Genomic DNA, 19,143 nt, shown 5'->3' with positions numbered 1-19,143 from the left:
CCAAGAATGACTCGAGAACTTAACCGCTGGGAAGAGGTCTATCAGACCAAGCAAGACGCCGAGACCAGCTGGTTCGAGGAGCGACCGCAAATCTCTCTCGACCTGATCGCCATGGCAGGCGTAGCAAGCGATGCCGCTATTGTGGATGTGGGCGCGGGGTCCTCGCGTTTGGTGGATTGCCTGCTGGACCAAGGGTTTTCACGAATCACTACGCTTGATCTTTCAGCGACTGCGCTGGCCAAGACGAGGTCACGTCTCCCTGAGGATGCTCCGGTCGAGTGGGTCGTGGCAAATGTGCTGAATTGGCAGCCGTCGCGGCTCTTTAGTATCTGGCACGACCGTGCGGCGTTCCATTTCTTGACCGAAGCTGCCGATCAGGACACCTATCTGAGGACAATGGATCTGGCTCTTCTGCCTGGCGGCCATACAATCATCGGCACGTTCGCGCTGGATGGACCGGAAAGTTGCAGCGGCCTGCCTGTTTCCCGGTATGATTCGGCCTTATTGGCGGGGCGGCTCGGTCAAGGATACAGGCTGGTCAAATCGGTCATGCATGAGCACCGGACACCCTGGGGAAGCAATCAGAAGTTCCACTTCGGGCTGTTCAGGAAAATCTGAAGGCCACGACCGCAATGAAGGTCAGCTTTGATCACGCTGCAATTCATGCGCAAAGTAATACGCTCCAGCGGGTGACATACGTGACGTATCAAATGACCGAAAGTGTCACGAACGCAAGAGCGGCGTAGCGACCGAACTTAGCAAGTGTGACGACCAGTATGAACCGCCAGAACGGTTCCCGCATCATGCCTGCGGCCAAGGTGATCGGGTCACCGATGATCGGCAGCCACGACCCAAACAGGCTTACCCACCCCCACCGGCCATACCAGCACTGGGCCTGAACAACTTGCCGTACCGAAAACGGGAAACGTGGATGGTCGGAGAAGCGCATCAGAAACCGTCCGATGGTCCAGTTGATCGCCGCACCGAGGACGTTGCCCGCCGTCGCAACCAATAGAAGCAACCAAACGGGCTGTGTCCCGGCAAGAAGCAGTGCAACAAGCACGGCCTCGGACTGTGCTGGGATCAACGTGGCGGCGATCAACGCTGCGAAGAAAAGACCCGTCAGGGCAAGCATCGGTTCAGGCCGGCTTTGACCGACAGCGTATCAGACTGTCTATCAGAGACGCTCGTGTTCGACACGCCGCCTCCGTGCTCCCCCAGGGACGCTCAGGCGATGACGTTGAGCACGAGCGGGTCACGTCGCGGTATGGCGCGGGGACGCACTGGTCACTCTTACTGAACTAGGCAGACCAGTCTTCTTTGCAGGGCCAGTCTTGTTGACGGGGCTGGGGCCATTCCCGAGGTCGGTCAGAATTGGACAATCCGGCCGATGATCTCCACAGCAGGCGTCAGCAAGGTGTTGCAGGGTTTCCATCATGGCCTGCATCTCGCTGATTTTCCGTTCCAGCCCGTTGATCTGCTCCTGTGCCAGACGCTTCACATCGCTACTTTGGCGGGATCGGTCTCGCCAGAGCGCGAGCAGTTCCTGAATCTTCTCGACTGGAAAGCCAAGGTCGCGGGAGCGCCGGATGAAGCGCAGCATCTGCACTTCGGTGTCGGAATAGACGCGGTAGCCCGAACCGGTGCGCCCCGCCGCAGGGATCAGCCCGGTGGACTCGTAGTAGCGGATCATCTTGGCCGATACGCCCGAGGCTTTCGCTGCTTCACCAATGTTCATGATCTGGCTCCTTCAGGCTTGAATGGGGACAAAGCGGCGCAGACGCAGCGCGTTGCCAAGGACGAAGACTGACGACAGCGCCATCGCACCGGCGGCAAAGATCGGCGACAGAAGGACTCCGTAAGCTGGCCAAAGCGCACCGGCGGCGACCGGGATCAGGGCGGCATTATAAGCAAAGGCCCAGAACAGGTTCTGCCGGATGTTGCGCATCGTGGCCTTCGACAGCGCAATGGCGTCGGGCACGGCGGTGAGACGCCCCGACATCAACACCACATCGGCAGCCTCGATAGCGATATCGGTGCCTGTGCCAACGGCAAGCCCGACATCCGCCTCAGCCAGAGCCGGGGCATCGTTGATCCCATCGCCGACATACGCCAGCGTGCCAAGGGCCTTCAGCCGCTTGACGGCGGCGACCTTTCCGTCGGGCAGGACCTCGGCCACGACCTCGTCGATGCCCAACTGCCGTGCGATGGCCTGCGCCGTGCGGGCATTGTCGCCCGTGATCATCGCAACCTTCAGGCCAAGCGCATGCAGGGCCTTGATCGCCTGGGGTGTCGTTGCCTTGACTGGGTCGGCAACGGCAAGGATCGCCGCCAGCTTGCCATTTATAGCGGCATAGAGCGGCGACTTGCCCTCATCCGCCAGCCGGGCGGCGATATCGGCAAAGATCGCAACATCCAGACCCAGCTTTTCCATGTAGCGGTCGGCACCGATGTCGACCTGTTGGTCGCCCGCGCGGGCTGTGACACCATAGCCGGTGACCGAGGCAAAACCGGTGACGTCGGGCAGGGCAAGGCCCGCGTCCGCCGCCGCGGCCACGATGGCGCGGGCAATCGGGTGTTCTGATTTGCCCTCGACCGCCGCGACGGCGGCCAGCACCGGGTTATGCACAAAGCCGGGGGCAAGGTGAAGATCCGTCAGGCTGGGTTTGCCCATCGTCAGCGTGCCGGTCTTGTCAAAGGCCACCACCTTGACGTCCTGCAAGGCCTGCAACGCTTCACCCTTGCGGAACAGGATGCCCAGTTCCGCGCCGCGCCCGGTTCCGACCATGATCGATGTCGGCGTGGCCAGCCCCATTGCACAGGGGCAGGCGATGATCAGTACTGCCACGGCGTTGACAAGGCCAAAGGTCAGGGCAGGCTCAGGGCCAAAAACCAGCCAGACGATAAAGGTCAGCGCGGCCAGTGCCATAACGGCGGGCACGAACCACATGGTCACGCGGTCCACCAACGCCTGGATCGGCAGCTTTCCCCCCTGGGCGGCCTCGACCATGCGGATGATCTGGGCCAGCATCGTCGCTTCGCCCACCGCCGTGGCGCGAAAGGTGAAGGCACCGGTCTGGTTGATCGTGCCACCGGTCACGGCGCTGCCAATCGTCTTTTCCACCGGCAACGGCTCGCCCGAGATCATGCTTTCGTCGATCCAACTGGCCCCTTCGGTCACTTCACCATCGACCGGCACCCGCTCGCCGGGGCGCACCTCGACCAGATCGGACGGACGAACCTCTGCAATCGGCAACTCGACCACAGCACCATCTCGGAAAACCCGCGCCGTCTTGGCCTGCAATCCGACCAGACGCTTGATCGCCTCAGAGGTTCGCCCCTTGGCCCGTGCCTCTAACGTGCGGCCAAGCAGGATCAGCGTCACGATGACGGCCGCCGCCTCGTAGTAGACGTTCACCGTGCCTGGTGGTAGCAAAGTGGGGACGAAGGTTGCGATCAGCGAATAGCCATAGGCGGCTGAGGTGCCGACGGCGACGAGGCTGTTCATGTCTGGAGCAAGCCGTGCCAGAGCAGGCAGGCCCTTGACAAAAAAGCGCAAACCCGGGCCGAAGAGTACCGCCGTCGTCAGGGCGAACTGCAGATACCAGCTGTTCTGCATACCGATCGTATTCATTACTGCCGTGTGCACCCACATGAACAGGTGCGATCCCATCTCCAATACAAACACCGGCAGGGTCAGTGCGGCCGCAATCAGCAGATCCCGCCTCAGGGCGCTTTCCTCTGCTGCTTTTCGTAAGGTGGCCTCCTCCGACAGATCAGCGGCTGACACGGCAAGCCGCGCATCATAGCCTGCATCTTCGATGGCACGGATCAGGGCTGCTGTGTCGGCCTGTCCGATCACATGCGCCCGCTCGGTTGCCAGATTGACCGAGGCATTTGTTACCCCGGAAACGGATTTCAGCGCACGTTCCACCCGGGCGACGCAAGAGGCGCATGTCATGCCCTCGATCTGCAGATCGACAGGGAGAGAAGTAACGTCATAGCCCGCATCCTCGACAGCCTTGACGAGCAACGCACGTTCAACGGTTGCCCCGGTCACCTCTGCCCGTTCGGTGGCGAGGTTGACCGAGGCCGATTGAACGCCGGGCACCGCTTTCAGGGCGCGCTCGACACGGCCGACGCAAGAGGCGCAGGTCATGCCCTCGACGTCGAGAACGAATTTCTCTGCCTCAGCAATTGGCAATGTATTCGCCTGCATGTTCACAGCGGAACTCCTTCGGCATATGTTTCCGCTATTCGAGATAGGGCTTCCCATGATGGTAAGGTCAAGGGCTGTTTTTTGTTTTTTCACTCACGGGTTTGTGCTCTTGACCTTACAACGATGGGAAGCCCCATATGCTGTTGCATGAGACGGAACCCTGAAGGAGGTACTCATGCAGTTCCATATTGAGAACATGACCTGTGGCGGCTGCGCACGCAGCGTGACCAAGGCAATCCAGTCGGTTGATCCGACCGCCGAAGTCAATGCCGATCCCGGCGCACGCAAAGTCGATGTCAAATCCTCTGCTCCGCGCGACCAGTTGGTCAACGCCTTGACCGAAGTTGGCTATGCGCCTGCGTGATCGCGCTAGCAGGGCCATGAAGATAAAGTTCAGAAAATAAAAGGAAGAAAACGCTATGAAGAAGATCGCAACCATTGCCACGCTCGCCGCCCTCTTGGGCGCAGGAAGCTTTGTCTACGCCCAGACCGACAATATGGCAGGGATGGACCACTCGGGCATGAACATGGGAACCGACGGCATGACCATGATGAGCCATGCTGCCATGATCCCGCCAGAACTGGCCGACAATGCAGCCGTCAAAGGCTATGCCGCCGCGATGGACGCCATGATGTCCAACATGGCTCCCTATACCGGCGATGCTGACGTCGATTTCGTCAAGGGCATGATCCCGCACCATCAGGCCGCCATCGACATGGCGAAAGTGCAGCTTGAATTTGGTAAGGACCCCGAGATGCGCAAGCTGGCAGAAGAAGTAATCGCGGCGCAGGAAGCCGAGATTGCCGATATGAACGCATGGCTTGCCGCCAAAGGCAAGTAATCGGTCTTGCGCTGCGGGCATCGTGGTCAATGGCCGCTTTGCCCGCAGCATTCTTGCCCGTCACCCCATGCCGTGCAGTCCATGGAAGCCACCGGTGAGGATGACGGGCACCACGATCAGGGCTGCGGGCGCAAGGATCAGCGCCCGTTGCCATGCCCGCTCGAGCCGCCAACACAAGAATAAAGCGAGCAAGACAACCAACCCGACCTCGAAGACCGCGAAAACGTTGCCGTAGAAGCGCTGGTCCCAGTAGCTGACCGGGCTTCGGAAGATCCAGTCAGACAGCGGCCAGAACTGGCGTCGAGCGTCGTCGTGATGGGTTACGAAATCCGCTACAGCGTGAAGCAGACCAGACCCCGCGAAAGCACGAAGCAGGACGCGGCCGCTCCAAAGGGCAGCGAGGAAAAGCGGGGCCCAGATCAGGAAGCCGTGATCCACCGCGAAAATCGCTTGCCACGAGTCTGAAAAGTATAGCCGTCCAAAGACATCATGCTCCGGCAAACCGAGCACGCGGGTGGACCACAGGACCATAGCGAACATCGGCAAGTCCGGGACAAAGCCCCCGACCATCGCCGCAACAAGTGTTGCCGATGCCAGGGGCCGCGCAAAAAAAGCCGCTCCGATCAACATGTGCGACGGCGTGTTCATGACGTCAGCATACAGGTGTCTGTCTGGATTTCTCGTCTTCCGCGATGCGCCGGAGGAGAGTGTAGGGAATTGCGCCGTTGAGGACGGTTCGCCCGATCACGAGCCCCGGCGTGCCGATAAATCCAAAAATATCTGCGAGTGCTCGGGTCCGATCAAGCTCTGCCTGAACTTCCGGCGAGGCCATGTCGCGGGTAAGCTGATCGACGTCGAGTCCGATGTCGGTGGCTACGCGCAAGACGGATGCCGGTTCTGCAACCAGTGGTGTCCGCATAAAGCGGCGACGAAGCTCCTGCTGCTTGCCTTGCCGTGCGGCCGCAACCGACGCGCGTGCGGCGAGTTCGGACGCAGGCCCGAAAATCGGAAGTTCGTGCTGGATGAGGCGGAAGGATGCGGGATCCTCTGCCAAAAGCGTGTCCAGATCCCGCTCAAGTGCCCGACAGTAAGGGCAGCGGAATTCACTTAAGTATGCGATTGGGACGCTTTCCGTCGGCACCGCCGGGCCGAACAGAGCAGGGCATAGGTCGGCCCGCAAAGCGTCTGCACGCGCACGTCGCTGATCAGCATCGGCGGGCGGTGCGTCGAGTCCTATGAGTGCGACCGTTGCCCCAGAAGTCTGACCCTGTTCCTCAAGCCGGCGAAATGGCGGCAAGTCTGGCAAGTCGACATAACGTGGGCCGCGCCCGGGAAGACGGTCCCACGGCAGCGCACGCAAGCCGTAGATCAGGGCGACGGTCCCGCCAAGAATGAGAAGGCCACGGCGTGACCCTGTCACAGTACGGTAACCGGCGTGCCGACAGGCACCTGATCATAGAGCTGCTTCACATGATCATTCAGCATTCGGATGCAGCCGTTCGATACGGATTGCCCTATTGAGGCCGGATCTGTCGTGCCGTGGATGCGGAAATAGGTGTCGCGGCCGTCTTTGTAAAGATAAAGCGCCCTCGCCCCGAGAGGATTGCCAGGCCCGCCCGGCACGCCGTCCGCGAATTGCGCATAGCGGTCGGGGTCACGCCGTATCATGTCATTCGTCGGCCGCCACGAAGGCCACTCAGCCTTGCGCTCGATGATCGCTGTTCCTTTGAACTCGAGACCAGCCTTGCCAACACCGACGCCGTAGCGAATTGCGCGTTCGCTGTCGAAGACGTGGTAGAGGTAGTAAAGCCGTGGGAATACTAGGATCTGACCCGGAGCGTGCTGCTCGCGGACGCGCACCTCTCGCGGCTGAAATTCTTCGGCCAGAACGAAAGGTTCTTTAGTGTGGGCGCGCAGGATAGAAGGTGTGACAAAAGCGGCAGTTGCGGCACCGCTTAAAAGGGAACGTCGGGAAATCATGATGTCTCCTGAGATGAAACGATTGAAATTGGAGTCGTTCAGGAGACGTATCGCGGAGGCGGCGGTTGTGGAGAAGAGATGCGGCTGCTTGCCCGGACTGGCACAATTTCGAACGGCGATGAGGTAAAAGCGAACTTCAATACCGGAGTAGCGACCATACTGGCTAATAAGACCTGGCAGGCCACGTGACTGGAACCGCTGCCGCAATGGGAGTCCTGGACCATCGGCACAACAAATGTTTCCAGCAATGCGCTTTCATGAAGCGCATCACCTGAACGCGACTCCTCAAAAAAAGACGTGAGCACAATAACGCTGCAAAGAATGGCCATCAACTTTCGCATTCCTAAACATAGAGTCACTTTTGCCCCGAAGTGATATTCACATCAAAGTGAGGGCCGCTATTTTCGCGCCGCGCGGCGAAATCGCCACGGTATCACCAGTTTGTGACCATTTGATCTGTCAAACAGGTTTGACCTTCCCACGTTGGAAGGCGGCATTATCTTAAAAAAAAAAGGCAGCCCATGCGATTCAATCGACGCTACTTCGTTGCCGGAGCACTGGCATCACCCTTTTTGGTGGGTCGGGGCGCATTTGCTTCGGAAGACACTGATGCCCCGGTTCGCAATAACATCTCGTCGTTTCGGGTACACGAGTGGCAAGACCATTTCGATGCTCTGGGTCTTGGGATCATCATATCTGACACGACAGCGAGAGTTCTTCAGCACTGGACCAGTGATGGTCAGATGTACGTTTATCCGAGCTCTGTTCCACTTTCCGACGATTTGACCCGCACGGGCTACACCGAAGTCGTCGAGAAGCGCGTCAACCCAAGCTGGGCACCGACACCGTCGATGCGGGAACGAAACCCCGAATGGCCCGCACGTGTGGCAGGCGGCGATCCCAGCAACCCGCTCGGAACACGTGCTCTTTATTTGTCCTGGCAATATTACCTAATCCACGGCACCCACGATACGCGGAAAATCGGGCGCCGCTCTTCAAACGGTTGCATCGGCCTCTACAACGAGCATATTGAAGAAGTCTTCGACCGAGTTCCGGTCGGGACGCAAGTCAAGTTGATCTAACCTTATGTTGAAGACGCCGACCAAACGGACCGCATTGAGCTTCCTGCTTCCGGGCAGGATGGTGCGTCTCGTATGGTCTTGGTCTTTCGCCATCGTGCTGCTATGCGGTTTGATTATTGGTCAATCTGCATCGGCTTTCGCCACGGCTGGTCATCACCCCCCGACTTCAGTCGAGGCGTCTGACGGCCCTGCCGGACCTGCGAACATATCGCTGTCTTGCCATCCGGCGCTGGCATGCGCTGCATTTGTGTTGCCTATCGGTGCAGTGACCGCGTTCATCCCCGGCTATGCAGTGGTGTCGCGACCGCATTTTGCCCAGACCCAGCTTCGCTTCGGGGGCCCCTCTGTCAGTCTGCCCCCTCCACGCCTGCTGATCTGAAGGTCAGCCTGGGCGAGAGCCATGGTTCGACGGTGCCGTTTCAGGCCCAGTCGAGCGCTCTGTCGTTTTAATCCTGACCCAAAACATGTGCGCAGTTCGCGAACCGCCTGACGTGCGGTGCGCGGAGGTCAATCAAAAACAACAAACCGAGAGCAGTTAGGCAGATGGCAAAACAATGGACAGGCGCTATGGCGCTTGCCGCTTCCGCAGTCGCGGCAGTGGCGATGGCACACAATGGGGCGAGCGGCGTCGTCCTTGAGCGGATGAATGGCATGACAGCGATGCGAGATACCGTGGCGGAACTGGCGCCAATGATGCAAGGCGCTGTGCCTTACGATGCCTTCATCGTGTCGGAAGGTGCCGCCGTAATCGCCAGTCACGCCGGCGAAACCTTGCTGTCGCTTTTTCCCAAGGACAGCCTTGAAGGCGTAACCTATGCCAAGCCGGAGATCTGGTCAAACTGGCAGGATTTTGCAGCTCTGGCCGAAGAGATGAAACTTTATGCAGATGCCCTTTCCGTGGCCGCGCCGAACGGGCTTGAACCGGCTTCCGCACCGTCTGGAGACATGGCAAGGATGGATCACTCCGGAATGGTCATGCCGCCCGCCGAGGAGACCGGCCTACGCTTCTCGGTTGCAGAGTTGATGGGCTACGCCGAAAAGACTGCCGACAGTCTGGTGACGCGCGGACAGATAGAGCCGACGTCCCTTGCCCTGACCCTGTCAAGCCTTGCAGCAGATGACCTGTTTACGCGGATTAGCGGAACCTGCTCCTCCTGTCATGCGCAGTTCCGCGCGGGTCGGAACTGATCATGCGGGGCCTGATCCGGTTTTTTGCCATTCTTCCGGCGGTGGCAGGTGGCCTTGGTGCCGGGGTATTGGCGCTCTGGCCTATCGGAGACGCGGAGCCTGCCGCATTTCCGATGGGCGACCCTGAACGTGGGGCGTATCTGGCCCGTGCAGGCGGTTGTGTGTCGTGCCATACCAATGCGGCGGCGAAGGGCCCCGCACTTGCTGGCGGCGCACCTCTCGATACGCCGTTCGGGACTTTCGTGCCGCCGAACATCACGCCGCATCCGGTGGCGGGAATTGGACGGTGGACCATTCAGGATTTCGCGCGTGCCGTACGGCAAGGGGTCTCTCCGGAAGGAGAGCCCTATTATCCTGTTTTCACCTATTCCTTCTATGCCGGATTTACCGATCAGGAAATCGCCGACCTTTGGGAGGCTTTCCGGACAGTCCCACCCGTCGCTGATGAGGCTCCTATCCATAACGTGGGCTTCCCCTTCAGTTTCCGGTCCGGGCTGAAACTGTGGCGGGCTGCTTATCTTGACGCGCCGGTAACTGATGCGTTGATGGGCACATCGTCGCCGTGGAACCGCGGACGTGTTCTGGTCGAAGGTGCGGCGCATTGCGCGGCCTGTCACACGGGACGGAACCTCGCCGGTGGGCTGAAAGACAGCGCGCGTTTTGCGGGGAACGACAACCTGCCCGGCGGCAGCAAGGCGCCGTCGATCCTCATGGCTGACCTCGTTGGGCGGGGCTTTACGGTGTCGAACCTCAGCTATGCCCTTAAGTCCGGGCTTCTTCCGAACGGAGATGCCTTTGGCGGCAGCATGGCTGAAGTCGTGGCGCAGGGAACGTCGTTTTTCACCGATGCCGACCGCGAAGCGATCGCAACCTACCTTCTTGATCCCGATGGCACTGGCATAGTGCCCGTGCCCGCACCGCTGCCCGCCGATACACCCATGGCGGGCATGGATCATTCAAACATGGACATGAGCAATGAAAACTAGAGTTCTGGCCATTCTCGTTGCCCTCGGAATACTCGCATTTGTGGGTGCATTCGTCTGGGCAGCGATACGGCCCCCACCGTCAGTGCCGATATCATCCGCCGGAATCGCACCAGCTGCATCGGTTTCTGAAACGCTGTCGGACGGACGACTCGACGTGCAAGTCTACGCGCCGGGGAACCGAGATGTCCGAATAGAGATCCAGTTCATGCCCGACGCTGATGCCTTCGAGTCGGTTGGCATGCGCCCGGACGTCAACCTTGCCATGGTCGAGATGCACATGGACGGTCTTACACCGCCGCTTGAACTGGTCGAGGCAGGCGTATGGCGGGTCAACGTCAAGCTGCCGATGGCTGGTCAATGGATTGTTAGCGTCGGTTTCGGTGAAGAATTTGCGGAGATTCAGTTCTATGCTCCCTGAAACTCTCGGACCTGAGAAATCGCGCGCAGATCTCTTCCAAAGGCTCTTTCGTGGAACCCTAATCGGGCTGGCCCTATTCGTCGCTTTGGGCACAGTTACCGCTGTCTGGATCAATCCCTTCTTTGTGCGCATGACACCTGTTGGACCGTGGGAGCTTGGGGCCACGACTTTGACCGCGATACTGGCTGGTGTGATCGTTGGCCTCTGGGTTCCGCAGTGCCGTCTGCGAACGTCCGCGGCGGGCGGCGTTGCAAGCTTTCTCGGCATCGCCTGCCCGACCTGCAACAAAGTCCTGATGCTGATCTTCGGTGGCCCAGCCCTGCTGGCCTGGTTCGACCCAGTGCGGCCCTATCTGGCGGTGGCAGGCGTGATCATCATGTCATTCGCCGCGATGCGGGCGTGGCGAGCATTCCGTGACTTCCGAATGTCGGCGGGCAAAACAGCAAATGCCAGTTCGGCGTCGTTTGGGAGCAACAAATGAGGGACGCGGAAATATCAGGCCACGCTGCAAGTCCGCGCCGTCTGGCGCAACGGATGCCGGTTCGCCATGCGGTCGTGGCATTTCTGGCCACGGGGCTGGTTCTTGGCTTTGCCGCCGTACACATCGACTTCAGCCCAATGCACCGCTGGAACAGGGCGTTTGGGGATGCCTCCACGGTACTTGTTGCTCTTTCCGTCGGGTTGGGGCCATTGGCCCGGCTCCTCCGGGGCGTCGTGCGTGTTCTTCCTTTCCGACGTGAACTTGGCATCTACTGCTGCCTTCTTGCTATAGTTCATGCCGCTGTGATCCTGATTGGTTGGGTCCAATGGAACCTAATGCAGCTTTTTGGCTTCGAATGGCATCCTGAACTTTGTAAGCATCCGGCGTAGGCCACAGCGAGGTCAACGCGCGCGGTCGCGGTCCATTTCGATGAGCTCTTGCAGGTTTTCAATCCCGAACGGAGTGAAGGCGATGACGCTGTCGTCGCCAGGGCCGTAGACCCAGATCACGCCATCTTCGGTTTCCATGTCGATGGCGAGATGGAAGATCCGGTCGACGGTTTCGCCCAGTTCGGCTGCAACGCGGTCGATGGTCTTGACGGAATACACCTTGTTGAGCTGCATGATCATGCCGCCTCAGCGAGGTGCCACGACTTCCAGTTCCATGGCAGAAGGTCATGGATGCGCGAGACGGGCATGTCGGGCAGCCGGGCGAGGACATCGGCAAGCCAGGCCTGTGGGTCGACGTCGTTCATTTTGGCTGTGACGATGAGGGTATACATGGCGGCGGCGCGCTCACCGCCGCGCTCGGATCCCGCGAAGAGCCACGACTTTCTGCCCAAGGCCACGCCGCGCAGGGCGCGTTCGGCCGCATTATTCGTCAGGCAGATGCGCCCGTCATCGAGGAATGCCGTGAACGCCTGCCAACGGCCGTCTTTCTCGAACATGTAGTTGATCGCCTTAGCCACCTTGTTGTGTCGGGACAGTTTCGCGCGCTCTGCCAGCAGCCAATCATGGAGATTATCGACCAGGGGACGGGAGCGTTTCTGACGGGCGGCAAGCCGGGCATCGGCATCCAGCCCATTGATCTCGCGCTCGATGTCGAAGATGGCGTCGATCCGTTTCACCGCTTCCAGCGCGACCGGCGAGATTTGATGGCTGGGTTTGCCCTTGCGGACGTTGCCCGCGATGTCGGCCAGCTCGAAGAACTTTCGGCGGGCATGAGCCCAGCACAGCGCACTGGTCACAGCCCCCGCATCACGGTCGGCGCGATAAAGATCGTTGTATCCTCCATAGGCATCCGCTTGCAGCACGCCTTGCCATCCGGCCAGGTGCTGATTGGGATTGGTTGCCGCACGGTCGCGGGAGAAGTGGAAGACCGCCGCCGGCGGTGCGCCACCATTCCAGGGCCGGTCATCACGGACATAGGTCCAGAGCCGGGCCTTTTTTGCGCCGCCTCGCGCCAGAAGCGGCACGGTCGTGTCATCGCCATGCAGGCGGTGAGCGGCACGCACATGGCTCTCGATCAGCGCATGGAGGGGCTGCAGCGCGACAGTCGCGTGCCCGACCAGGTCCGCCAGGGTCGACAGGCTCAACTCGACGCCTTCACGGGCGAACCGCTCGGCCTGCCGGATCAGCGGCTGGTGCTGACCATATTTCTCGAAGACGAGCATGGCGATCAGGCTGGGCCCGGCCCATCCACGCGGGATCGCATGGAACGGGGCTGGCGGCTGGCTGATCTTCTCGCAGGCCCGGCAGGTGAACTTCTCACGCACGGTCTGGATCACCTTCCATTGCCGTGGGATTACCTCCAACGTCTCGGTGACATCTTCGCCCATCTTCACGAGACGATCCGAGCCACAGCAGGTGCAGGTGGCAGGTGCCTCAACGACAACCCGCTCGCGCGGCAGGTGATCGGGAAACGGCTTGCGCACAGGACGGCGACGCGTGAAGGCGCGCACCGTGGAGGCGGCCTTGTCGGCCGCCTCTTCGGCGGCCAGGGCATCCTCGGTTGCCGCTGTTTCCAGTTCTTCAAGCTGCAGTTCCAGTTGATCGATCAGCCGCGAGCGCCGTTCCGACGAGATGCCGTATTTGTCTCGGCGCAGTTTGGCGATCTCGAGCTTGAGCTCCTGGATCATCGCTTCCGAACAGGACACGACGGCCCGGGTCTGTGCCAGCTCACTTTCCGCAACATCTGCACGAGCCTCGGCGGCGGCCAGGGCAGCGCGTAATTTGGCGAGTTCGGAGGCGGCGTCAGACATGGCCAATATTTAGCAGCCGGGGCCGCGGAACACCAATAAAAACAGGCCTGTCAGTGCAATTTATCCAGCCTTTGCAGGGCGTTGCGTCCAGCGTGGATTGCGCCAGTCAATGCCCTCCAGAAGATAGCCCAACTGTGCCGCCGAGATCTGCACCGCCTGGCCAGACCGGCTCACCGGCCAGATGAACTTACCCGCTTCCAAGCGCTTCAGATACAGCGACATACCCACGCCGTCATGCCACAGGATCTTGACCAGATCGCCCTTACGGCCCCGGAAGCAGAATATCTCACCCGCATGGGGATCGCGGCCGAGCCCCTCCTGCACCTGTAGCGCCAGCGTGTTCATGCCCCGCCGCATATCGGTGGTGCCGCCCGCAATCCAAACCTTCACGCCCGCCGGAAACGCGATCATTGTCTGTCCACCACGGCCAGGATCCGCGCAAGCGCTTCGGGCTCCACGCCCACCGGAACGATGACCCGCCGCCCGTTCGGCAGAGCTATCTCAATCTGACAGTCCGGAGGCGGACAGGGATCAACTGAATGGGTCTGTGGCGCGGGCGCTTTCGTCACGGTCACCGGCGCGAACGATATTGGACGAGAAGACCCAAGCTCACCGTTTCGATACTGCCGCCGCCAAGTCGTCAACAGCGAGCGGCAAATGTCGTGTCGCCGCGCTGTGGCTGCCACCTGACGGTGGCCGATAAAGCTCTCCTCCACAATGCGCAGTTTGTCATCATCCGACCAATACCGGCGGCGTTCACCATCGGCAGCAGACAGAACTTCGATTTGAGGGCGGTTGATAAAGTCGGACATAAGGGCGGACTTACCATCGGAGCGAACACAAGTTCAGACGGCCGCCCCCGGAGGCTTACTGAACTTTTGACCTATGTGATGCTTCAGCATGGCTTCGGACTTGCCAATGCCATTGGGATTGCCGCCCTTCTGCTTACAATCCTGCTAGGTGCGACTTCGAGCGACTTCGCAATGCGTCGCCTTGGTATTTCGGGCTGGAAATTTCTTCAAATGGGCGTCCTGCCGCTCTGGTGGCTGACGGTTGCGCATGTCGCCTACTTTCTGTTCATGCACTTCCTTAGTTTTCACCGCGCGACCCCGCCGCCGAATACGCTCCAGCCATGGTTCGTGGGGCTCGTCGCCGCAGTTTTTGCTCTGAGAGGGGCCGCTTATGTGCTGACTGTTCGCGCCAAGAGGAAATCTCGACCGGAAGGAGACGGAGGTGACCATGCGACGATCCGAACGTGACCTTGCACAGATGTCCCAGAAAACCACACGAAGGGCGCTTCTGATGGGGGGCGTCATGACAACCGTGTTAGGCGTGCTTGGCCTGCGGATGTGGCAACTAGGTGTCCGTGATGCCGATCAATATTATCTGTTGGCCGAAGAAAACCGTATCAGCTTGCGGCTCGTGCCACCCAACCGAGGTCGCATCTATGACCGCGCAGGAAAGTTAGTGGCTGACAACGAGCAGGCTTTTCGCATCACGCTGGTGCGCGAGGAGGTCGAAGATCTTGAAGACGTGCTTGCAAAACTGCGACGCCTTCTGGGTCTTGATGACGAAGCCATCATGAAACTCAAAAGCCAGATCGAACGGGCAAGTGGCTTTGCGCCAATCACCGTGAAAGACCGGGTCATATGGGAAGAATTGGCAATTGTCGCTGTGAACGCGCCAGCACTTCCGGGCGTCTACCCGGAAACGGTCCTGTCGCGTGTCTATCCCTTTGGAGCCGATTTTGCTCACCAGGTTGGCTATGTGGGCCCGGTGAGCGAGAACGATCTGAAGGAAGAGGGGGACGCGGCTGAACCCTTGCTTCGTCTGCCAGACTTTGAGGTCGGCAAGATCGGGATCGAGCGCAGACATGAACGTGCTCTGCGCGGCTTGCCGGGAACGCGACGTGTTGAGGTCAATGTGTCTGGCCGCACTATGCGCGAACTAGCACTCGATCCGCCATCAGCCGGACCCGACATGCAAATCACGCTTGATCACCATCTGCAGAATTTTATGCGCGTGCGTCTCGAAGGTCAGAGCGCCGCAGCCATCGTCATGGATGTGACGAATGGCGATGTGCTTGGTTGCACATCGGCACCGTCGTTTGATCCGAACCTGTTCGTGCGTGGTATTTCGAACCGGGACTATGGCGCGCTGCGCGACAACGAGTTTCGCCCGCTGTCCGACAAGACAGTGCAGGGCGCCTATCCACCGGGATCAACGGTCAAGATGTCGAATGCTTTGGCGGCACTTGAAAGCGGTGTCATGGAACCTGCGGAAACCGTCACCTGCAATGGCTATGTCGAGATATCAGGCCGCCGGTTCCATTGCTGGAAACGTGGCGGGCATGGGCGGGTGGATATGGTCGGCGCTTTGCGTGAGTCCTGCGATGTCTACTTCTACGAGGTTGCGCAACGCATCGGGATTGACGGCATTTTTGCCATGAACGATAGGCTCGGGCTTGGCCAGAAGTATGATCTGCCGCTGTCCGGCATAGCGCATGGCAACAACCCCTCGCGCGAATGGAAGCAAAAGAAGTACGGGCAGGACTGGCTGATTGGCGATACGATCAACGCCTCCATTGGCCAGGGCTTTACGCTCGCCTCACCCATTCAGCTCGCAACCATGGCGGCGCGGCTTGCTTCCGGCACGGCCGTGCTGCCTCGGATGGTGCGGTCGATCAGCGGGAGGTCGACGGAAAACCCTGCTCCAGTGTCTCTTGGACTTTCAGACGAGGCGCTGTCCATCGTTCGGCAGGGGATGTTCGAGGTATCGAACCATGAACGTGGAACCGCCTACGCGTCACGAATTGTCGACCCGACAAAGGTGATGGCAGGCAAGACCGGCTCAAGCCAGGTCTTCTCGATCTCGGCTGCGGAACGCGCGGCGGGTGTGCGGACGCAGGCCGAACTGCCGTGGAACCGTCGGGACCACGCGCTGTTTGTCGCCTTTGCCCCGTTCGACGCACCCCGCTATGCTGTCACAGTGGTGGTCGAGCATGGCGGCGGAGGTTCCACGGCTGCCGCACCGATCGCACGCGATATCATGCTGTTCGCACAACACGGCGGATTGCCACCGACGGACGCCTATCCCGCGTCGCAAAGGACCCGCCTCAGCGAGCAGCTGGCACTCTTGTCCGATCGCATCCTTCCGCCCGATGGCGCGACATCAATTGTGAGCCGGACATGACCTTTTGGGAGAAGAACAGACCGCCGTTGCGCCTTCAAAGGTCGTTGCTCATCGGCGGGCTCTTGGCGAGCGTGGCCACTCCATCCTTCGCCTTCTTTCACAAAGAGCCGGATATCGAATTGGGTCGGACGACGTATCAGGAAACCTGTGCATCCTGCCACGGCGCAGATCTGGAAGGGCAGCCGAACTGGCAATCAGCAAACTCGAACGGGACTTATCCTGCACCTCCCCACGACGAGACAGGTCATACGTGGCACCACGGGGATGAAATGTTGCTCAACTACATCCGCAAAGGTGGGCAAGTTGTGCTGAACGAGATGGGTGTCGATTTCATCTCCGGCATGCCCGCATTCAGTGAGCAACTTTCGGATGCCGAGATCGAAGCGATCCTCGCCTATATCAAATCGACTTGGCCAGCGCGGGTCCGCGCTACGCAGGAAGACCGCACCCGCATGGAGGCGGCGAGCGAATGAACAAGCACTTTAGTCTCTCCCCAAGAAGAATCCTGCTTGCCTCTCTAGTTACTAGAGGGTTCACACAAGACAAAATCAGCCCTATTTCCCAGAAGGTCTCACCTATGCGCGTTACCCAAATGATACTTGCCGCCACGTTTGCACTAGCGTTGCCAGAACAATCCCTGTCGCAAGACATCTCCGATGATCGGATCAAGGCGCTCGTGGCTGAAACACTTCGGGAAAATCCCGAACTGGTGCTGGAAGCCTTGCAGGCCCTGGAAGCGCGCCAAGCCGAAGCTCAGGCCGCCACAGCCGCGTCTGTCCTCACTAAAGAACGCGGCATATTGGAACGTGACCCGAATGCCCCGATCCTCGGCAATCCAGACGGCGACGTCACGATTGTCGAATTCTTTGACTATAATTGCCCCTACTGCAAACGGGCGATGCCCGAAGTCAATGCCTTGATGGCCGAGGACACCAACGTGCGCCTTGTTTTGCGTGAGTGGCCGATCCTGAGCGAGGGGTCTGCTTTTGCCGCCCGCGCCGCCCTGGCATCGCGGCAGCAGGGCAAATACGCCGAAATGCACGACGCCCTGATGACGATGCGCGGAAAGGTTGAAGCAGAGGCTGTGCTGCGCATAGCAGGTGAGGTTGGTCTCGACGTTGAGAAGCTGAAGATCGACATGCAGTCGCCCGAAGTTGAGGAGCATATTGCCACCTCAATGCGACTGGCCGAGGCGCTTGGTTTCAATGGCACACCGTCGTTCGTGGTCGGCGATCAGCTGATCCCCGGCTTTGTGGAAAAGCCGCAGTTGGTCGAAGCCGTGACCACCGCGCGGGCGGCGGAATGAGTGTCCTATTGGCGCGCTTTGCTGTCGCCCGTCTTCTATTCCCGTTTGCGGAAGTAGAAAGGGTCCAGACCGCGATCAAGCAGTCTGTATTGGCGGTTGCAGTGTGGATGGCCCTGTCAGGGAACACCCTGGCGCATTCGTTCACTGCCGCTCTTATAGTCGCCGGCGATAACCGTGAAGCAAGCCTCGCAGAAGCCGTCCGCGGTTTCCTGCTGGCGGCAGACGAGCAGGATGGGCACGCAAACGAAACGTCTGACGGGCATCTGGGTGGGGTCGATGTAAATGTGCTTCCGCTTCCGCGCGATGCAGCCGGGCTGGTCGAAGGCCTGATCGGTAAACCCACCGAGACCGGCGATGTCGTGGTCGTCCTGGGGCCTGAACCCGCAGCAAGCGAAGCCGCGCGTGAGTATCAGTCAACCAGCACCGTCTTGCTGCAAGTGGTGCTGACCGAGAGATGGGTCAGCGACGAAGGGACTGACAGTTTTGTGACGCGCTACCGTCGCGCCTATGGCACAGCGCCAAGTGTGATGGCGGCAACAGGCTATCACGCAGCGCGTCGTCTGGATGTAGCCATCAGACCGCTGGACGGTGTGATCCCGCGGGCGGCTCTGGAAGACGCTTGGCGGTCAACCGAATCTGGGCTGCCTTGGAAATCCTGAAGTTCTCGGAAGTCGCCGCCAGCGCCGCGCCGCGAAGAGTCTGTGCTTTTGGCGCGTTCTCGCTTGCCTGACCCAGGTCAGGCGGCCGGATAGCTGGTGAAGATGCTGCTGCTGCCGTCAAGTCCGACGAGAATAACGTCATAGGCTTCGCGCTCGGCCTCTGGCCCCATGCCGGGAGAGCCGAAGGGCATGCCTGGAACGGTGAGCCCGGTAGCAGCGGGACGTTCGGCCACCAAGCGACGGATATCGGCGGCGGGGACGTGGCCTTCGATGGTGTAGTCGCCGATCGTCGCCGTGTGGCATGAGACAAGATTGTCGGGGATGCCACGTTCGCGCTTGAATGCGGTTAGTTCTTCAATGCTGCGTTCTTCGAAGCTGACGGCAAAGCCGTTATCGCGAAGGTGGCCGATCCAGGCATTGCAGCAGGGGCAGCCCGGATCCTTGACCACGTGGATACTCGCGTGTGTTTCGGCCCAAACGGGCGTGGTGGCGAGGCTGATGGCCCAACTCATTGCTCCGATCATGCTGCG

Annotated in this window: 25 protein-coding genes; 13 read left to right on the top strand and 12 right to left on the bottom strand. The window is 60.1% G+C overall.

All coding sequences use genetic code 11. The features are described from left to right. The first annotated feature begins 6 nt into the window (after positions 1-6). On the top strand, positions 7-618 hold the full coding sequence (locus Q7J44_RS21925; protein ID WP_304883201.1) for a trans-aconitate 2-methyltransferase: 612 nt from the start codon (positions 7-9) through the stop codon (positions 616-618). Positions 619-706: 88 nt separating this feature from the next. Here the strand turns inward: Q7J44_RS21925 and Q7J44_RS21920 are convergent, their stop codons facing one another. The 3 genes from Q7J44_RS21920 to Q7J44_RS21910 form a co-directional block, all read right to left on the bottom strand. Beyond that, entirely contained in the window at positions 707-1,135 is a 429-nt protein-coding gene (locus Q7J44_RS21920) for a YqaA family protein (protein WP_304883200.1), read from the bottom strand. A gap of 120 nt (positions 1,136-1,255) precedes the next feature. Continuing rightward, positions 1,256-1,738 (bottom strand): Cu(I)-responsive transcriptional regulator, encoded by a 483-nt coding sequence (cueR, locus tag Q7J44_RS21915; RefSeq protein ID WP_304883199.1) that lies wholly within the window; start codon positions 1,736-1,738, stop codon positions 1,256-1,258. A gap of 12 nt (positions 1,739-1,750) precedes the next feature. Continuing rightward, positions 1,751-4,219 carry a heavy metal translocating P-type ATPase gene (locus tag Q7J44_RS21910; protein ID WP_304883198.1) on the bottom strand — a complete coding sequence of 823 codons (2,469 nt, stop codon included), beginning with the start codon at positions 4,217-4,219 and terminating at the stop codon, positions 1,751-1,753. Between the two features lie 175 nt (positions 4,220-4,394). Here Q7J44_RS21910 and Q7J44_RS21905 point away from each other — a divergent pair, with 175 nt between their 5' ends. Continuing rightward, the gene (locus tag Q7J44_RS21905) at positions 4,395-4,583 is read left to right on the top strand and encodes a heavy-metal-associated domain-containing protein (protein WP_215507493.1); all 189 of its coding nucleotides are present in this window, start codon (positions 4,395-4,397) and stop codon (positions 4,581-4,583) included. Between the two features lie 55 nt (positions 4,584-4,638). Further along, positions 4,639-5,061 (top strand): DUF305 domain-containing protein, encoded by a 423-nt coding sequence (locus tag Q7J44_RS21900; protein ID WP_304883197.1) that lies wholly within the window; start codon positions 4,639-4,641, stop codon positions 5,059-5,061. 60 nt (positions 5,062-5,121) lie between these two features. On the opposite strand, the gene Q7J44_RS21895 is transcribed toward Q7J44_RS21900, so the two are convergent. From Q7J44_RS21895 to Q7J44_RS21885, 3 genes are all read right to left on the bottom strand, one after another. Further along, positions 5,122-5,709: a cobalamin biosynthesis protein CobQ gene (locus Q7J44_RS21895; RefSeq protein ID WP_304883196.1), complete on the bottom strand. Its 588-nt coding sequence runs from the start codon at positions 5,707-5,709 to the stop codon at positions 5,122-5,124. 4 nt (positions 5,710-5,713) lie between these two features. After that, positions 5,714-6,202 carry a DsbA family protein gene (locus tag Q7J44_RS21890; RefSeq protein WP_304883217.1) on the bottom strand — a complete coding sequence of 163 codons (489 nt, stop codon included), beginning with the start codon at positions 6,200-6,202 and terminating at the stop codon, positions 5,714-5,716. 275 nt (positions 6,203-6,477) lie between these two features. After that, entirely contained in the window at positions 6,478-7,248 is a 771-nt protein-coding gene (locus Q7J44_RS21885; RefSeq protein ID WP_370693060.1) for a L,D-transpeptidase, read from the bottom strand. A 314-nt stretch (positions 7,249-7,562) separates the two neighbouring features. Here Q7J44_RS21885 and Q7J44_RS21880 point away from each other — a divergent pair, with 314 nt between their 5' ends. The 5 genes from Q7J44_RS21880 to Q7J44_RS21860 all read left to right on the top strand — a co-directional run bounded on the left by Q7J44_RS21880 (position 7,563) and on the right by Q7J44_RS21860 (position 11,196). Then, entirely contained in the window at positions 7,563-8,123 is a 561-nt protein-coding gene (locus Q7J44_RS21880) for a L,D-transpeptidase (protein WP_304883195.1), read from the top strand. A 567-nt stretch (positions 8,124-8,690) separates the two neighbouring features. Further along, entirely contained in the window at positions 8,691-9,311 is a 621-nt protein-coding gene (locus tag Q7J44_RS21875; RefSeq protein ID WP_304883194.1) for a cytochrome c, read from the top strand. Between the two features lie 2 nt (positions 9,312-9,313). After that, a complete protein-coding gene (locus Q7J44_RS21870) occupies positions 9,314-10,297 on the top strand; it encodes a cytochrome c (RefSeq protein WP_370693059.1) in 984 nt (327 codons plus the stop codon). A gap of 205 nt (positions 10,298-10,502) precedes the next feature. Next, positions 10,503-10,715 carry a hypothetical protein gene (locus Q7J44_RS21865; protein WP_304883192.1) on the top strand — a complete coding sequence of 71 codons (213 nt, stop codon included), beginning with the start codon at positions 10,503-10,505 and terminating at the stop codon, positions 10,713-10,715. 169 nt (positions 10,716-10,884) lie between these two features. Further along, entirely contained in the window at positions 10,885-11,196 is a 312-nt protein-coding gene (locus Q7J44_RS21860) for a hypothetical protein (RefSeq protein WP_304883191.1), read from the top strand. A 14-nt stretch (positions 11,197-11,210) separates the two neighbouring features. Here Q7J44_RS21860 and Q7J44_RS21855 read toward each other — a convergent pair whose 3' ends face one another. The 5 genes from Q7J44_RS21855 to Q7J44_RS21835 all read right to left on the bottom strand — a co-directional run bounded on the left by Q7J44_RS21855 (position 11,211) and on the right by Q7J44_RS21835 (position 14,268). Continuing rightward, complete coding sequence (locus Q7J44_RS21855) at positions 11,211-11,492, bottom strand: hypothetical protein (protein WP_304883190.1); 282 nt, start codon at positions 11,490-11,492, stop codon at positions 11,211-11,213. A gap of 105 nt (positions 11,493-11,597) precedes the next feature. Beyond that, the gene (locus tag Q7J44_RS21850; protein ID WP_304883189.1) at positions 11,598-11,819 is read right to left on the bottom strand and encodes a hypothetical protein; all 222 of its coding nucleotides are present in this window, start codon (positions 11,817-11,819) and stop codon (positions 11,598-11,600) included. 2 nt (positions 11,820-11,821) lie between these two features. Then, positions 11,822-13,456, bottom strand: a complete 1,635-nt coding sequence (locus Q7J44_RS21845; RefSeq protein WP_304883188.1) for an IS66 family transposase — start codon at positions 13,454-13,456, stop codon at positions 11,822-11,824. 60 nt (positions 13,457-13,516) lie between these two features. After that, positions 13,517-13,867, bottom strand: a complete 351-nt coding sequence (gene tnpB, locus Q7J44_RS21840; RefSeq protein WP_304883187.1) for an IS66 family insertion sequence element accessory protein TnpB — start codon at positions 13,865-13,867, stop codon at positions 13,517-13,519. Further along, positions 13,864-14,268: a transposase gene (locus tag Q7J44_RS21835; protein WP_238373424.1), complete on the bottom strand. Its 405-nt coding sequence runs from the start codon at positions 14,266-14,268 to the stop codon at positions 13,864-13,866. The genes tnpB and Q7J44_RS21835 overlap by 4 nt, the downstream gene beginning before the upstream one ends. 66 nt (positions 14,269-14,334) lie before the next feature. Here Q7J44_RS21835 and Q7J44_RS21830 point away from each other — a divergent pair, with 66 nt between their 5' ends. The 5 genes from Q7J44_RS21830 (at position 14,335) to Q7J44_RS21810 (ending at position 18,613) form a co-directional block, all read left to right on the top strand. Further along, the gene (locus Q7J44_RS21830; protein ID WP_304883186.1) at positions 14,335-14,715 is read left to right on the top strand and encodes a hypothetical protein; all 381 of its coding nucleotides are present in this window, start codon (positions 14,335-14,337) and stop codon (positions 14,713-14,715) included. Then, on the top strand, positions 14,696-16,648 hold the full coding sequence (gene mrdA, locus Q7J44_RS21825) for a penicillin-binding protein 2 (protein ID WP_304883185.1): 1,953 nt from the start codon (positions 14,696-14,698) through the stop codon (positions 16,646-16,648). Before Q7J44_RS21830 ends, mrdA begins: the two co-directional genes overlap by 20 nt. Then, on the top strand, positions 16,645-17,121 hold the full coding sequence (locus Q7J44_RS21820; RefSeq protein WP_304883184.1) for a cytochrome c: 477 nt from the start codon (positions 16,645-16,647) through the stop codon (positions 17,119-17,121). Before mrdA ends, Q7J44_RS21820 begins: the two co-directional genes overlap by 4 nt. A 104-nt stretch (positions 17,122-17,225) precedes the next feature. Next, positions 17,226-17,954 carry a DsbA family protein gene (locus tag Q7J44_RS21815; RefSeq protein WP_304883183.1) on the top strand — a complete coding sequence of 243 codons (729 nt, stop codon included), beginning with the start codon at positions 17,226-17,228 and terminating at the stop codon, positions 17,952-17,954. Between the two features lie 8 nt (positions 17,955-17,962). After that, on the top strand, positions 17,963-18,613 hold the full coding sequence (locus Q7J44_RS21810) for a hypothetical protein (protein WP_304883182.1): 651 nt from the start codon (positions 17,963-17,965) through the stop codon (positions 18,611-18,613). A gap of 77 nt (positions 18,614-18,690) precedes the next feature. Here Q7J44_RS21810 and Q7J44_RS21805 read toward each other — a convergent pair whose 3' ends face one another. Further along, positions 18,691-19,125, bottom strand: a complete 435-nt coding sequence (locus Q7J44_RS21805; RefSeq protein WP_304883181.1) for a DUF411 domain-containing protein — start codon at positions 19,123-19,125, stop codon at positions 18,691-18,693. Positions 19,126-19,143 lie beyond the last annotated feature (18 nt).

Origin of the sequence: Pseudotabrizicola sp., from assembly GCF_030656345.1 — a bacterium.
Taxonomy (GTDB): Bacteria; Pseudomonadota; Alphaproteobacteria; order Rhodobacterales; family Rhodobacteraceae; genus Pseudotabrizicola.
This window is presented reverse-complemented; position numbering and strand designations above follow the sequence as displayed.

Excerpts from the sequence above, each read along its gene's own strand:
- Q7J44_RS21865 (WP_304883192.1), top strand. The coding sequence starts at position 10,503 with ATGCCCGACGCTGATGCCTTCGAGTCGGTTGGCATGCGCCCGGACGTC.
- Q7J44_RS21850 (WP_304883189.1), bottom strand. The coding sequence starts at position 11,819 with ATGCAGCTCAACAAGGTGTATTCCGTCAAGACCATCGACCGCGTTGCA.
- cueR (WP_304883199.1), bottom strand. The coding sequence starts at position 1,738 with ATGAACATTGGTGAAGCAGCGAAAGCCTCGGGCGTATCGGCCAAGATG.
- Q7J44_RS21870 (WP_370693059.1), top strand. The coding sequence starts at position 9,314 with ATGCGGGGCCTGATCCGGTTTTTTGCCATTCTTCCGGCGGTGGCAGGT.
- Q7J44_RS21875 (WP_304883194.1), top strand. The coding sequence starts at position 8,691 with ATGGCGCTTGCCGCTTCCGCAGTCGCGGCAGTGGCGATGGCACACAAT.
- mrdA (WP_304883185.1), top strand. The coding sequence starts at position 14,696 with ATGCGACGATCCGAACGTGACCTTGCACAGATGTCCCAGAAAACCACA.
- Q7J44_RS21835 (WP_238373424.1), bottom strand. The coding sequence starts at position 14,268 with ATGTCCGACTTTATCAACCGCCCTCAAATCGAAGTTCTGTCTGCTGCC.
- Q7J44_RS21925 (WP_304883201.1), top strand. The coding sequence starts at position 7 with ATGACTCGAGAACTTAACCGCTGGGAAGAGGTCTATCAGACCAAGCAA.
- Q7J44_RS21920 (WP_304883200.1), bottom strand. The coding sequence starts at position 1,135 with ATGCTTGCCCTGACGGGTCTTTTCTTCGCAGCGTTGATCGCCGCCACG.
- tnpB (WP_304883187.1), bottom strand. The coding sequence starts at position 13,867 with ATGATCGCGTTTCCGGCGGGCGTGAAGGTTTGGATTGCGGGCGGCACC.
- Q7J44_RS21905 (WP_215507493.1), top strand. The coding sequence starts at position 4,395 with ATGCAGTTCCATATTGAGAACATGACCTGTGGCGGCTGCGCACGCAGC.
- Q7J44_RS21805 (WP_304883181.1), bottom strand. The coding sequence starts at position 19,125 with ATGAGTTGGGCCATCAGCCTCGCCACCACGCCCGTTTGGGCCGAAACA.
- Q7J44_RS21815 (WP_304883183.1), top strand. The coding sequence starts at position 17,226 with ATGCGCGTTACCCAAATGATACTTGCCGCCACGTTTGCACTAGCGTTG.
- Q7J44_RS21820 (WP_304883184.1), top strand. The coding sequence starts at position 16,645 with ATGACCTTTTGGGAGAAGAACAGACCGCCGTTGCGCCTTCAAAGGTCG.
- Q7J44_RS21895 (WP_304883196.1), bottom strand. The coding sequence starts at position 5,709 with ATGAACACGCCGTCGCACATGTTGATCGGAGCGGCTTTTTTTGCGCGG.
- Q7J44_RS21855 (WP_304883190.1), bottom strand. The coding sequence starts at position 11,492 with ATGAACTATAGCAAGAAGGCAGCAGTAGATGCCAAGTTCACGTCGGAA.
- Q7J44_RS21845 (WP_304883188.1), bottom strand. The coding sequence starts at position 13,456 with ATGTCTGACGCCGCCTCCGAACTCGCCAAATTACGCGCTGCCCTGGCC.
- Q7J44_RS21900 (WP_304883197.1), top strand. The coding sequence starts at position 4,639 with ATGAAGAAGATCGCAACCATTGCCACGCTCGCCGCCCTCTTGGGCGCA.
- Q7J44_RS21910 (WP_304883198.1), bottom strand. The coding sequence starts at position 4,219 with ATGCAGGCGAATACATTGCCAATTGCTGAGGCAGAGAAATTCGTTCTC.
- Q7J44_RS21880 (WP_304883195.1), top strand. The coding sequence starts at position 7,563 with ATGCGATTCAATCGACGCTACTTCGTTGCCGGAGCACTGGCATCACCC.